Below are 14,284 nucleotides of genomic sequence, written 5' to 3'. Positions count from 1 at the left end.
GGAGAAGAGATATGAGTTCAGTAATAACCACTTTAATATACGTATTAATTTTTCCAGGTCTACTGTTTAGTTGCTTTATGGGCCTTTTATTAGCAGGTATAGACAGAAAGATAGTAGCAAAGATGCAAAGAAGAGTAGGACCGCCTTTAGCTCAGCCTCTCTATGATTTTTTTAAGCTTGTAGGAAAAGATCATATAATTCCAAGAGGAGCTTCAAGAAAAGCATTTATATTAGCACCTATTTTAGGAATTGTAAGTGTTATAACCATATCCTTGTTTATACCTATATTTGGTTATAACTTTAAGCCTGATACTGCAGACGTTATTGTTATAATATACTTATTAACTATACCAGCAGTTTCTTTAATAATGGGAGGGTCTTCTTCAGGATCTCCTTATGCAGGAGTAGGAATATCAAGAGAAATGGTTACTATGTTATCTTATGAGTTGCCTTTAGTAATAGTACTATTGGCAGTAGGGGCCAAAGCAGGGCTTGCTTTAAATGGCAACGTTACCTTTTCTTTAGCAAAAATTCAAGAATATCAAGCCTCTAATGGAATAATGCTGTTTCAGTGGTCTCTTATACCTGCAGCTATTGCTTTTTTACTAGTAATCCCTGCAGAGGTAGGAAGCGTGCCTTTTGATGTGGCAGAAGCAGAGACAGAGATTTGTGAAGGTCCTTTAGTAGAATATAGCGGCTTTTATTTGGGAATGTATAAATTAACTCAATCAGTAAAGATGTTTATTATGGCAAGCCTCTTTATAGCTTTATTCCTAGGGGGAAAAGGTTTTGGTACAATCACTGGAAATAATGTAGTTAATTTATTGTTGAATATTATATTACTTATCATATTATGTATTGCAGTAGTAGCTATATCCATATCCTTTATAAAAGGAGTTATAGCAAGAATAAAAGTTGAACAGACCTTAAAATTTTTCTGGACAATACCTACTGGATTAGCATTATTAAGTTTATTACTTGCTTATTTAGGATTTTAATGATATAAGGATGGTGAGTCACCTTGCTAGATAAATTTATAGAGAAAAGCAGATCAAAATCTCCTTGGATATATCATCTAAACACAGGTTCTTGTAATGGCTGTGATATAGAGTTAATTGCGTTACTAGGACCTAAATATGATGTAGAGAGATTTGGAGTAAAATTAACTGGTACTCCAAGACATGCAGATATTGTTATAGTAACTGGACCAGTTACTACTCAGTCTAGAGATAGAATGCTTAGAGTTCTATCTCAAGTTCCAGAACCTAAGGTAGTAATTTCTTTAGGATCATGCCCCATGTCCTGTAATGTATTTAAAGGGAGCTACTCTGTAGATGGTCCTTTAGATAAATGGGTACATGTAGATGTCTCCGTAGGCGGCTGTGCTCCTAAACCAGAAGCTATGATAGATGGAATATTAAAGGCTGTAGAGATATTAAAGGAAAAAAGGGGGATAAAATAATGGGAAAGGTGCCCTATATAAAAGAAGCTTTTAAGAGCTTATTTAAGCCTGCAATTACCAATAAATATCCCTATGTAACTGTTGAAGCGCCTGAAAATTATAGAGGTAAAATAGTTTTTAAAGCAGACCAATGTGTAGGCTGCGGTATGTGCATAAGAGTATGTTCGCCTGCTTCCATAACTAAAGCAGTAGAAAATGTAGAGGATGGTCAAAGGATCACCATGAAGTTTGACATGGGATCTTGTACCTTCTGTGGAATGTGCGCAGATTTTTGCGGTAAAAAGGCTATAGAGTTTAGTAAAGAGTATTCTATGGTGGTAACAGATAAAGATACATTAATCATAGAAGGAAGCTTTTGTAAAAAATTACCGCCTAAACCAGCTCCTAAGCCTGTAGCAGAAGCAGCAGCTGCTGTGGAAAAGCCTTTAGAAAGCAAATAGCTTTTTAAAAATTCACAATTCACAATTAAAGAAATTTTTTCTCCACTACGTTACGAAAAACTTATAATTTTATATGTGAAAATAAAGCTTATGCTAATTACTTAGTGTAAGCTTTATTTTTAAGTTACATAAAGTTAATCATAGATTTTTCGTGGAGCAACGAAGAAAAGTTAACCATAATTATGAACTGTACATTGTGCATTGAGAATTGAAAAAATGCTTTGCATTTTTTTTACTTTTTGTTACTAATTTGAGTATTTGGGAATATTATTATATTAGTAATGTGAAAGGGGGACACTGCTTCATAAAAGTTGATTTAGGCATCTTGATGCTTGACTCAATTTTATAAGTTAGTGAGGAGCTATGAAAAGAGAGTTAACTCCAAAGGAAATAATATATGATGTAACCATAGAGGAAGAGAGTCTTAATCATGATGAAAATCATATTCCTGAATATAATGAGGTTTATAAGAAGATAAAAACTGCTTTAGAAATAGATAAGGAAGGATTTAATGTATATCTTATAGATGATTTTTCAAAGGATAAATTAGAAACACTTATGGAATATATAAAAGAGCTCTATTCAAAAAGAGAAAAGCCCAAGGATATTTGCTATGTGATCTATGAAGAGGAAAAAACACCTAAAGCTATATACTTAAATAATGGAAAAGGGATTATTTTTAAGGAGAAGATAGAAGAGCTTCAAAATACCTATTATGAGTATGTGTTTAAATTTTATAATAGCTCTTTTAGTAAAGAAAAAGAGTCTGTAATGGATAGCATTCATAAAAAAAGAAATGAATATATTGGTAGTCTCATGGATATGGCTAAAAATGAAGGCTTTGATGTAAAACCAACTACTAATGGTTTTGCCTTTATTCCCTTAAAAGAAGGGGAAAACATGTCAGAAAAAGATTATGACGGATTAGAAAGCTTATATAAGGAAGAAATATTAGATAAAGTAGGTAAACTTAAGGTAAATGCTGAAGAGGTATTAGAGCAACTAAAGGATTTAGAAAATGAATCCCTAGAGCAATTAAGAATAATACTTAAAACTTTTTTTCAAAGTAATTTAGGAAAAGTAAAGGAGAAGTATAAAGAGGAGTTTGTAGGAGATAGCAATGCTATAGAATATCTAGATTTTTTCTGCAAATCTATAGAAAAGCAATTGATGGAAAATTTTTCTACAAGTTTTGAGGAAGATGAAGAAAAAATAAACGAGATAATATATGGTCATGTAGTTAATGTTATAGTAGATAATAGTATTAATTCCTATCCGCCGGTAATATTTGAAGGGGATCCTAGTGTTAATAATCTAATAGGTACTATGGAATATGAAAATCATAATGGAACTTATGTCACAGATGTATCCTTGATAAAAGGCGGAGCTTTATTAAGGGCTAATGAAGGGTGTCTTATATTGCGTTTAACAGATCTAATGAACAATGCTAGCGCTTATTATTACCTAAAGAAAACCTTGATAACGGAGAAGGTAGATTTAGATTATAATAGAGGATATTTGGAATTATTATCCTTAAGTGGATTAAAGCCAGAACCAATAAAAGTGGATGTTAAAATCATTCTTATTGGAGACTATGAGATTTATGATTTGCTTTATTCCTACGATGAGGATTTTAAGAAGATATTTAAGATAAAGGCAGAATATAATCCTTTGTTAGATATAAACGATGAAAATAAGAAAGCTTTAATTGCAAGTATAAACCATATAATAAACAAAAATGGATTGTTTAATATAGAGCCTAAGGCGTTAAAAGAAATAGCAAAGTACCTTTCAAGAAGGGCTGAAGATAAAAATAAATTATATTTTGACCACTATGAAATAAACAGAATAATGATATTAGCTAATAATATAGTTAAGAGCGAAAAAAGAAAAACCATAAGCTCAGCAGATATTTTAAAGGTATATATTAATAAAGAATTTATAGAAGAAGAGATCTCTAGAATGTATAAGGACAAGAAAATTCTTGTTAATGTAGATAAAGAAATAATTGGATCAATAAATGGATTATCTGTTATAGACATGGGATATTATAGATTTGGTAAACCTGTGAGAATAACCTGCGTATGCCATAAAGGTGAAGGAAACATCATAGATATACAGAAAGAAAGTAATTTAAGTGGAAATATACATCATAAGGCTATAAATATACTAAAGGCCTATTTAAATAATTTCATAGATCCCTATAGCAAGCTTCCCGTAGATTTTTATCTTAGCTTTGAACAGACTTACGGCAAAATTGATGGAGATAGTGCTTCTATTGCAGAAATAGTATGTATAATATCTGCTTTAACAAAGATTCCTATAAGGCAGAGTGTTGCAGTAACAGGATCTATAAATCAATTTGGAGAAGTACAGCCTATAGGCGGCATTAATGAAAAGATAGAGGGGTTCTTTAATATTTGCAGAGAGCTTCATGAAGTAAAGGGCAAAGCAGTGCTCATACCCCATTCAAATATTCAGGACCTAGTACTGAATGAAGAGGTAGAAGAATCTATACTAAGAGGAGATTTTAAAATATATACTATGGAGAGTGTAGAGGATGCAGTAGAAGTAATGATGGCTAATGAAAAATATAGCTGTGAGGATATACTCAATATAATAGATTTGGAAATCAAAAAATTTAATACTAAAAAATAGAGAGGCCTATAAAAAAGTGGGCGATTTACTCGAAAAAGGGTAAATCCTCCACTTTTTATTATTTTTTATGGAATTTTTATGGAAAAGAAGGAAAATAATGATAAGCATAGAATATATAATCATACAGAATTATAGGAGGTGAATTGCTCTTAAATTTATTTTAGGAGTGTAGCATATGTATTTAAAGTTTGATAAGAATGAAGATAAATTGATTGTTACTTTAATGGGAGAATTAGATCACCATAGCTCAGAAGAGGTAAGAAATAAAATAGATGATAGATTAGACAGAGATAAAATAAATAAATTAGTTTTAAACTTTTCTGGAGTATCTTTCATGGACAGCTCAGGTATAGGAGTGGTTATAGGAAGATATAAAAAATTATCAACTAAAAATGGTAGAGTCTGTGTGGCTGAGGTCAATGGCAGTGTTAAAAAAGTATTTGAACTTTCTGGCATGTTTAAAATTATAAAAGCTTTTGATAACGTAGAAGATGCGGTGAACCACATATAAGGAGGAATAACTATGAGGGATAATATGATGAAAATTGAGTTTATTAGTAAATCGCAAAATGAAAGCTTTGCAAGAGTAGCTGTAGCAGCTTTTGTATCTCAACTAGACCCTACTATTGAAGAACTAACTGATGTTAAAACAGCTGTATCGGAGGCTGTAACTAATGCTATAATTCATGGCTATGAAGGAGAAGCAGGGCTAGTAAGGATTCAAACAGAAATTCAAGGTAATGAAGTAACGATAATCATTGCAGATGAAGGTAAGGGCATTGAAGATATAACAAAAGCTATGGAGCCTTTATACACCTCAAGACCAGATTTAGAAAGATCAGGTATGGGTTTTACTGTTATGGAAACTTTTATGGATAGCTTAGAGGTTAAAAGTGAAAGAGGAAAGGGTACAACTATTATAATGAAAAAAATCTTTAAATCTTTAAATTAGGTGGCGCTTATGGATGAAGAAATTTTAAAAAAGCAAGTTTATGACTATGATGATAATATTAATCTTATTCAACTAGCTAAGTCCGGAAATAAAGAAGCTTTGAATAAGATCATAGAGATTAACCTCCCTCTGGTTTCTTCCATTAGCAGAAAGTTTTTAAATAGGGGCTATGAGTATGAAGATATATTTCAAATAGGTTCTATGGGTCTCATTAAAGCCGTTAATAATTTTGATACTAATTACAATGTTAAATTCTCAACCTATGCTGTGCCTATGATAATAGGTGAAATTAAAAGATTTTTAAGAGATGATGGTATTATAAAGGTAAGCAGAAATGTAAAAAATACTGCGAAAAAGCTTCACTATGACAAGGAGGAGCTTACTAAGAAGTTAGATAGAGAACCAACTATTGAAGAATTAGCTGTGTTTTCAGGCATTGACAAAGAAGAGATAATATTTGCTATTGAATCAGCCAATAGCCTTCAATATCTATATGATACCATACATCAAGATGATGGTGCTCCAGTGCTCCTAATTGATAAGCTAAGTGAAAACGTAGAAGAAGACAATAATATGATAGATAGAATAGCACTAAAGGAGGCACTACGAGATTTAGATATAAAAGCTAGGCAAATAATAATGCTTAGATATTTTAAAGATAAAACTCAGGTACAAGTGGCTAAGATGCTTGGAATAAGTCAGGTTCAGGTATCTAGGATTGAAAAAAAGGTATTAAAAAAAATGAAAGAGATATTAAAAGAATAAGGTGTATGACCTTATTCTTTTTTTTGGAAGATTCATTATGTTTAAAAATTTAAAAAACGCAAATAATAATTGAAAATATAGAACTAATGAAAATGAATCTAAAGGAGATTTTTTATGAATAATAAGGAACAAAAAATAAAAACTCGATTTCAAAAGCTATCAAAGAGTGTAGAGCCAAAACCAAAGCTTATAAAGCACTGTATTTATGCTTTTATAATTGGAGGACTCATTTGCGACGTGGGCCAATTTTTCTTTAATGTATTTACCAATATGGGAATGTCAGCAGAAGAGGTAAGCACCTGGGTATCAATTATTATGGTATTTATAGGAGCATTGTTAACAGGGATAGGTATTTACGATAAGATAGCCAATATTGCGGGAGCTGGTACCGTTGTGCCTATAACTGGTTTTGCAAACTCTATAGTATCTCCAGCTATAGAATTTAAAAAAGAGGGCTTTGTATTTGGAGTAGGCGCTAAGATGTTTACAATAGCTGGTCCTGTGTTAGTTTATGGCATAAGCTCTTCTGTATTAGTTGGACTGATATATTATTTTATAAAATTTTTGGGATGATTAAAAGGAAGGGATGTGGCATAGTTGAAAGAAATGCACATAAACAAAAGGGTAGGAGAGCAGACTGTAATGTTAATGCATGAGCCAAGGATTATAGCAACTACTAGTATAGTAGGTCCTAAGGAAGGTCAAGGTCCTTTAAAGGATTATTTTGATGTAATCCTTCAGGATGATACTAATGGAAAAGATAGCTATGAAAAAGCAGAAAGCAGCATAATGTATGATGCCATTATTCAAACTATACAAAAGGCAAATTTAAAAGAGGATGAAATAAATTATTTATTTGCAGGGGATTTACTAAATCAACTTTCTTCATCTAGCTTTGCGGCTAGGGAAATAAATATACCTTTCGTAGGACTCTATGGAGCTTGTTCCACTATGGCAGAGTCTTTAAGTATAGCCTCTTTAATAATGGATGGAGGTTTCGCAGACTATGTTATAGCATCTACCTCCTCTCATTTTAGTTCTGCGGAGCGTCAATTTAGATTTCCTTTAGAATTCGGCAGTCAAAGATCCTTAACCTCTCAATGGACAGTAACCGGTGCTGGAGCAATGCTTTTAGGTAAAGAAGGAAATTTCCCTAGAGTAACTTATGTTACTACTGGTATGGTAAGAGATTATGGTATTAAGGATGCGAATAATATGGGAGCAGCTATGGCTCCAGCTGCAGTGGATACTCTATATAAACACTTTAAGGATACTGGCAGGGATCCAGACTATTATGATATTATTGCCACTGGAGATTTAGGTAAGGTTGGAAGAGAATTAACACAAAAGCTCTTGTTAGAATATGGTTATGATATAAGTAAAGTCTATATAGATTGTGGTGAAAGAATATTTAATAACGAGGAACAAAACACCTGTTCAGGAGGTAGCGGTTGTGGTTGCTCTGCGGTAGTAAGCTGCGGGTATATTTATAAAAACATGTTAAAGGGGAAATTTAAAAGGGTGTTTTTGGTTTCAACAGGGGCTTTGATGAGCACTACTTCTTCTCTACAAGGAGAGTCAATACCTGGCATAGCTCATGGAGTAGCCATAGAGTTTTAAATTAAATATTGTTTTATAATATGGAGGTACATTAAATGTTAAGTTATATTAGAGCATTTATAGTAGGTGGTTTTATTTGCGTAGTAGCTCAAATACTAATGGATAAGACAAAATTAACCCCGGCTAGAATACTAGTGAGCTTTGTGACTTTGGGAACTTTATTAGGAGCTTTAAATATATATGATGTTCTTATTAAATTTGGAAAAGCAGGAGCTAGTGTTCCATTACCTGGATTTGGATATTCCTTAGCAAAGGCTGCTATAAAAGAGGTAGATAGAGTAGGACTACTAGGAGCTTTTACTGGAGGAATAAAAGGTACAGCAGGAGGCATCACTGCTGCTATTGTGTTTGGATACATAATGGCCTTAATATTTAATCCAAAAACTAAGGATTAAAGATGGAAGGTTTTGCAGCAGCAGAACCTTCCATCTTTATTTCTTGATATGCCTAAAGTACTATGATTTTCATCCGAATAAAAAAGAAGTACTACAATTATAAAGGGTGTTAAATATGACTGAATGGTATAACAATTCTTGGAATTTTATAGTAAAAAAACTAAAAAGTGATATATATATAGGCTTGAAGAATATAGAAATAGAAGAAAGACAGAAACTGTTAGGAAAGAATATTATTAATATAATAAAAACTAATAGTTTATTTTCATTAGTTTTAAAAGATATCTGTAGTTTATGGGTAGTTGCTTTTTTAATTAATATTGGATTAAGCCTCTATAATAACCATTATATAATAAGTGTTTTAATAATTTTATTACTTGCTTCTTCTTTATTTCAAGTTATAAAGAAAAAATATGAAAATGAAAAGAGATTAAAGGACTTAGAAAACTTAAATAAGACTAATGCTAATGTAATAAGGGATGGACGGGTTTTAACCTTAGGTTGTGAAGAACTGGTAATAGGGGATATAGTTTTACTAGAAAAAAATTATATTATACCTGCGGATTTAAGAATTATTGAAAGCAAAGAGCTAAAAATAAAAGAAACTGCTGTTACTGGAGAAAATTATATATCAGAGAAATATGAAGCAAAAATTGAAGAGCGAGATATAAATCTTTCTGAAATGAAAAACATAGCCTTTAAAGGAAGTACAGTGATGGAAGGCTCTGGATTAGGCATTGTAATTGCTGTAGGAATGAATACCCAAATTGGTAGAATAGTAAGTATGCTTACTAAGCCTGAATCAGATAAATTTGATATAAATTCCTCTTTTAATAAAATAGTAAATAAGATATCCATTATAACCATAGCGATATCTTGTATTTATGCCATTATAATGAACTATTATAGCCATAATACTCTTAGTTATATATTAGTAAATGTAGAAAATATATTTTTAGCAGGAATTTCCTCATGTATAATATTAGTTTTTGGGTTTTTTATAATGAAAACAGAGAAGGATCTTCAATATAAAGATATTGAAATTAAAGATATATCAGTATTAACCCTTCTTCCCCAAATAAATTATATATTTATGAATAAGATTGGCGCATTAACTAAAAGCGATGTAAATATTAAAAAAATATATACTGATGATAATCTATATGATATTCAAAAGACAAAATTAAAAAAGGATATAAATCTGGAGAGAATTTTAAATATAGGATTACTTTGTAATGATGCTAAATTTAACTTTGAACAAGGAACTTCTAAAGGGAGTATAATAGAAATAGCTCTGCTTAAACTAGGTTCTGAAAATGAAATGTATAAATATGATTTAGAAAGCAATCAAAAAAGAATATTTGAACTATCCTACGATAGTGATAAGAGAATTATGACCACAGTAAACAAATTTGATGAAAATTATAGAGCTAATATAAAGGGTGCTTTAGATGTAATATTAGATAGATGTACTCACATTATGAGAAGCGGCGTTGAAAAAGAATTAAGTATAGAGGAAATAGATGCTATAAGAGAAATAGACATAAAATTATCGGAAGAGGGATTAATTACTATGGGTTTTGCCTATAGAAATTTTAATTATGAACCTAGTCCTGATGAAAATATAGAAAGTAATTTAGTGTTTGTAGGAATAATAGGCTTTCATAATCCAATTAATGAAGAGATTATGGAGGATATTAAATATTGTGAAGCTAAAAATATTAAAGTAGCATTTTCTACAGAAGATAATAAGCTTTCTTCTTATGCCATGGGTAAAGAAATACAATATATAAATTCTTTAACTAGTGTATTATCTGGTATAGAAATGGATTTTATTCCAGAAAAGGATTTTAGCACCGTAGCAGATAAAATAAAAATTTTCTCAAGAATAAATAGCAATCATAAACTTAAGGTTGTAAAGTTATTAAAAGATAAAGGATATAAAATCGCTACAGCTGGAACTAATTTCACCGAGTTACCTTCTATGAATACCTCTCATATAAGCTTAGCTGTAGGAGAGGAATGCAGCACCTTAGTAAAGAAGCTGAGTCATATTCATATCAAAGATAATTATTTTAGAAACTTTGTTAAGCTAATAAAATATAGTGAAAGTTTTATTAGTAATATTAATGATTGCATAAATTTTATCTGCATCACATTTTTATTAAATATATTTTTAGTTTTATCTATAACTACCCTATTTAATGTAGATGCTTTAAATCCATATATGATATTGTATCTAAATAGTGTTATAGTGCCTCTATGCTCTTTTGTAATTTTAAGCAATGAGAATGTAAAGGCATTAAAAGAGAAAGAATCAACCATAAACGAAAGGTTATTTATAAGAAAAAAAGGTATGAACAATATCCTTATTCCTTTAATAGTATTGCCTATTATCATATTAGCCTATTATTATGTAGTTACTACAAGTAGTAATAACGATGCAGCTGTATTAAATACTTTTATAATAATTAGTTTTATCTATGCAATAATTACTTTTTCTTTATGTAGCCTAAATAAAAATATTATTTATTATTTAACGTTGAGTTTATCATTCATTATTTTACTAGGAATACTAATACTGAGTAAATTTTTCCATATTAAACTAAATCTACATATGTTTGCTTTTGATTTAGTAATAATAGTTTTCTTTGTATTATTAAACAAGGTATTTATAAAAAATTTATATAAGGCATCCTAAAAACTCTTGCTATGGTTTGTTGAAACTATAGCAAGAGTTTTTTATATTTTAAGGCATACATATATAAGATTAAATAATCTTCTTAGTGGTTAAAATATAAATGGGAGGTGCTTTTTATGTTTAATAATATTTTTGAAACGACTTTTTCTGATATGAAGACTATATGCTTGAATGTGCCATCAGAGGATTATCTTTTTAGCTATGATAGTTTAACTAAAGAAAGTGCAAAGGATTTGGTAAATAATTATTTTACAGTTAAAAGTAGGGATGGAATACCTACAGTTCATGATGTAAGCTACGATGAGAATACCAATATGGTAAAGATATTTTTAACCGTAGATTATAACAAAAGCTTAAGCAATAAATCCTATGAAATACCAGATTTTAATAGTATGGGTATATTTTATGACTAGACCTTTAATATATTATTCTGTAGCTGTGTTTTTAGGTTCCGTTATATCAGTATGCTTTATGAATAAATTTTTTATTTTAGGTGCAGTGCTAGCTGCACTTTTTCTTATTTTATTTATGCATCTTACCTTCAAAGAAGCCTTTATAATAATATTATTTGCTATATTTTCAATGGTAAATACCTATATATATTTTAACAAGTTTAACGCTTATTTATTCAAAGAAAATATAAGAGTAGAAGGAAAGCTTGGATTAGATACTTTAGGTGTTTATAAAGGTAAAAAAGTTATAATAGATAACATTGATTTCGAAAGCTACAAAAATGGATTGATTAATGTAAGCGGATATATAGAAAAAAGTCCTAAATATGAGTTTGGAATAATAGGAAAGTTATATGTGGCTGAAAATCATAGCTTTAAAAAAGACTATATTTATAAAATAAATTTATTAAAAGAGCAGGTTTATAATAGTCTTGTAAGTTCTATAGGTGAGGAAAATGCTGCGCTTACTAGTGGTATATGCTTTGGAGAGGCAAGCAATATAAAAAAAGAACAGAAGAATTTGTTTAGAGATTTAGGAATATCACATATAATAAGCGTTTCAGGTCTTCATATAGCTATGATATATAAGATAATAGAAAAACTCTTTAGCTATAAGGTCTCTATTATAATAACAGTTTTATATTCCATATTAACAGGTGCAAAGGCTCCTACATTAAGGGCTTTATTTATGATAATATTACTAAAATGCTCAAGTAAGATATATAAAAAATATGATAATATGTCTTCCTTAGCTTTTTCAGCTATAATTTTACTTGTCATAAAGCCATATTTATCTTTTGACATGGGATTTCATCTATCTTATCTTGCTACTTTAGGTATACTTTTATTCTACAAGAAAATAAAAAGAACTTTATATAAGTTACCAAGTTTTATAAAAGATCCTCTAGCAATTACTTTAAGCGCTCAAGTATTCTCTTTACCCTACTCAGTGTTCGCCTTTAAAAGCATAAATTTAAATTTTATTTTAAGCAATCTTATACTTATTCCATTTTACACAGCAATATTAATATTAGGTAATTTGTATTTTATACTTGGCAATATTGCTGTAATAAATAGTATGATTATTTTTCTCTTAAAACTATGCTTTTCAGCCTTGGAGGGAGGATATATTCTTTTTAATAATATTGGATTTTCCACAAGTTATTTAAGTTATCTAGATGGCATAATAATCTTAGCTTTGTATATTTCCTATGGATTATATAAAAAAGGATATGAAAGAATTAAGCTTTTCCCCTTAACGCTATTATTGTTAGCAATAATTCAATACTATTGTTTTATACCTACTATTGAATATTTTAAATATGGAAAGGATGTATTTGCTTTATTTAAATATAAGAATAGCAATGTATTAATAGCTAATAATCCTATAAAAAGAGAAGAAATATTAAACACATTGAAAGTTCAGAAAAAGTTAGTTTTAGGAGAAGAAGATATAAATTTAATATTAAAGAATAAGACATTTATAACCCTTCAAAAGGATATAGAATCTTTTAATGTTCATATAAATACTAAAAAGAAGAAAAACATAATAGTATCTAAAGATAAAAATAAGGATTTACCCTTAATAACTTATAAAGAATCTGATATAATTAGAGTTGATGCAAATACTGAGGAATACAGTTTTAATGTAGAAAATTTAAAAACCATATACATATTCAATGATAGTGTTTATGTAATAGATAATTTTCCATAATTAAGGTATCTTAAAAATAATTAATCAGTTTAATCATATTTGACTAGCTATTTTTATTTAGATGCCTAAATCTATTTGAGAGGCTGGATCGCATGATAGATATTGAAACTTTAGAGAATAATATAAAAAAGAATATTATTGAAAATTGCTATATTTTTTGTGGTATAGATGAAAAGCTTATAAAGGAAAGTGTAAATAATATAATTAATTCTGTTATAGATGATGGATTTCTAGATTTAAATCTAATTAAGTTCTCGGGTAGTAATGTGACCTTTGATGAAATTTTAAATGCTTGTGAAACATTGCCTTTTATGAGTGACAAAAAGGTAGTTCTAGTATATAGAGCAGAATTTTTAAAGGATAAGGGTGATAAAGAAGGTACTAAAAAATTTGAAGAGCTTCAAAAGTATGTGGATAATGTACCTAAGCACTGCATTCTTATATTATATTATTTATTTGAAGAAGAAAGAGAGAAACCAAGCAATAGAGTAAAAAAATTAGAAAAAAAATGTTGCTTAGTGAAGAGTGATAAGTTAAAAGGAGAAAGACTATATAAAAAAGTAAATAATTTATTTTCAGAAAAAAATAGAGAAATAGGAAAGATAGAATTAAAGTTCTTTTGTGATAATATTGATAATAATATGGATATCATTGAAAACGAAGTAGAAAAATTAATTTATTATACAGAAGGTAGAAGCATAACAAAAGAGGATATATCAAAACTATCACCTCAAAAAAGTGATAATGATATTTTTGATTTAGTGGACTTTTTATCTCAAAAAAAGCCAGAAAAAGCTCTAGATATATTAAATGAATTGGTATTCAGAGGAGAAAACATTCTAGGAATTCTTTCTATGATAGAAAGGCAATTTAAGCTATTGCTAAGTATAAAGTTTTCTGTAAATGAAGGAAAAAATAAAGATATTATTGCAAAGGAATTAAGACTACTTCCTTTTATTGCAGAAAAGCTTATGTTTCAAAGCAAAAAATTCACATTAAAGCAATTAAAAACTTGTCTTGAATTATGCTTAAATACTGAAAGAATATTAAAAACTTCTGGCAATGATAAAAAAACAGAAATGGAACTTCTAATAATTAATACTGTTAGAATGTAAAAAAAGGCAT

General features: G+C 29.5%; 14 protein-coding genes. All 14 read left to right on the top strand.

Features of this window, described 5'->3' with window-relative positions:
• Positions 1-11: 11 nt before the first annotated feature.
• The 14 genes from BN2665_RS15915 (at position 12) to holA (ending at position 14,274) form a co-directional block, all read left to right on the top strand.
• Positions 12-998, top strand: a complete 987-nt coding sequence (locus BN2665_RS15915) for a respiratory chain complex I subunit 1 family protein (protein ID WP_055668077.1) — start codon at positions 12-14, stop codon at positions 996-998.
• Between the two features lie 23 nt (positions 999-1,021).
• Positions 1,022-1,462 carry an NADH-quinone oxidoreductase subunit B family protein gene (locus BN2665_RS15910; RefSeq protein ID WP_055668076.1) on the top strand — a complete coding sequence of 147 codons (441 nt, stop codon included), beginning with the start codon at positions 1,022-1,024 and terminating at the stop codon, positions 1,460-1,462.
• Positions 1,462-1,902: a 4Fe-4S binding protein gene (locus BN2665_RS15905; RefSeq protein ID WP_055668075.1), complete on the top strand. Its 441-nt coding sequence runs from the start codon at positions 1,462-1,464 to the stop codon at positions 1,900-1,902. Before BN2665_RS15910 ends, BN2665_RS15905 begins: the two co-directional genes overlap by 1 nt.
• 363 nt (positions 1,903-2,265) lie before the next feature.
• Complete coding sequence (locus BN2665_RS15900) at positions 2,266-4,560, top strand: AAA family ATPase (RefSeq protein WP_055668074.1); 2,295 nt, start codon at positions 2,266-2,268, stop codon at positions 4,558-4,560.
• 175 nt (positions 4,561-4,735) lie between these two features.
• Positions 4,736-5,071, top strand: coding sequence for an anti-sigma F factor antagonist (gene spoIIAA, locus BN2665_RS15895; protein WP_055668073.1), 336 nt, complete (start codon positions 4,736-4,738; stop codon positions 5,069-5,071).
• A gap of 12 nt (positions 5,072-5,083) precedes the next feature.
• Positions 5,084-5,512 carry an anti-sigma F factor gene (gene spoIIAB / locus BN2665_RS15890; protein WP_055668072.1) on the top strand — a complete coding sequence of 143 codons (429 nt, stop codon included), beginning with the start codon at positions 5,084-5,086 and terminating at the stop codon, positions 5,510-5,512.
• 9 nt (positions 5,513-5,521) lie between these two features.
• Positions 5,522-6,277, top strand: a complete 756-nt coding sequence (gene sigF / locus BN2665_RS15885; RefSeq protein ID WP_055668071.1) for an RNA polymerase sporulation sigma factor SigF — start codon at positions 5,522-5,524, stop codon at positions 6,275-6,277.
• Positions 6,278-6,391: 114 nt separating this feature from the next.
• Positions 6,392-6,850: a stage V sporulation protein AC gene (spoVAC, locus tag BN2665_RS15880; protein WP_055668070.1), complete on the top strand. Its 459-nt coding sequence runs from the start codon at positions 6,392-6,394 to the stop codon at positions 6,848-6,850.
• A 33-nt stretch (positions 6,851-6,883) separates the two neighbouring features.
• A complete protein-coding gene (gene spoVAD / locus BN2665_RS15875) occupies positions 6,884-7,897 on the top strand; it encodes a stage V sporulation protein AD (RefSeq protein WP_055668424.1) in 1,014 nt (337 codons plus the stop codon).
• 35 nt (positions 7,898-7,932) lie between these two features.
• On the top strand, positions 7,933-8,292 hold the full coding sequence (spoVAE, locus tag BN2665_RS15870; protein WP_055668069.1) for a stage V sporulation protein AE: 360 nt from the start codon (positions 7,933-7,935) through the stop codon (positions 8,290-8,292).
• Positions 8,293-8,407: 115 nt separating this feature from the next.
• Positions 8,408-10,993, top strand: a complete 2,586-nt coding sequence (locus tag BN2665_RS15865) for a P-type ATPase actuator domain-containing protein (protein ID WP_055668068.1) — start codon at positions 8,408-8,410, stop codon at positions 10,991-10,993.
• Between the two features lie 116 nt (positions 10,994-11,109).
• Positions 11,110-11,406: a hypothetical protein gene (locus BN2665_RS15860; RefSeq protein ID WP_055668067.1), complete on the top strand. Its 297-nt coding sequence runs from the start codon at positions 11,110-11,112 to the stop codon at positions 11,404-11,406.
• On the top strand, positions 11,399-13,159 hold the full coding sequence (locus tag BN2665_RS15855) for a ComEC/Rec2 family competence protein (RefSeq protein WP_055668066.1): 1,761 nt from the start codon (positions 11,399-11,401) through the stop codon (positions 13,157-13,159). The genes BN2665_RS15860 and BN2665_RS15855 overlap by 8 nt, the downstream gene beginning before the upstream one ends.
• Positions 13,160-13,251: 92 nt before the next feature.
• Positions 13,252-14,274, top strand: a complete 1,023-nt coding sequence (gene holA, locus BN2665_RS15850; protein WP_055668065.1) for a DNA polymerase III subunit delta — start codon at positions 13,252-13,254, stop codon at positions 14,272-14,274.
• The last annotated feature ends 10 nt before the right edge of the window (positions 14,275-14,284 follow it).

The sequence above is a fragment of the Desnuesiella massiliensis genome, from assembly GCF_001403615.1.
GTDB classification, from domain to species: domain Bacteria; phylum Bacillota; class Clostridia; order Clostridiales; family Clostridiaceae; genus Desnuesiella; species Desnuesiella massiliensis.
Note: the sequence above shows the minus strand (reverse complement) of the source record. Positions and strands in the feature narration are given on the sequence as shown.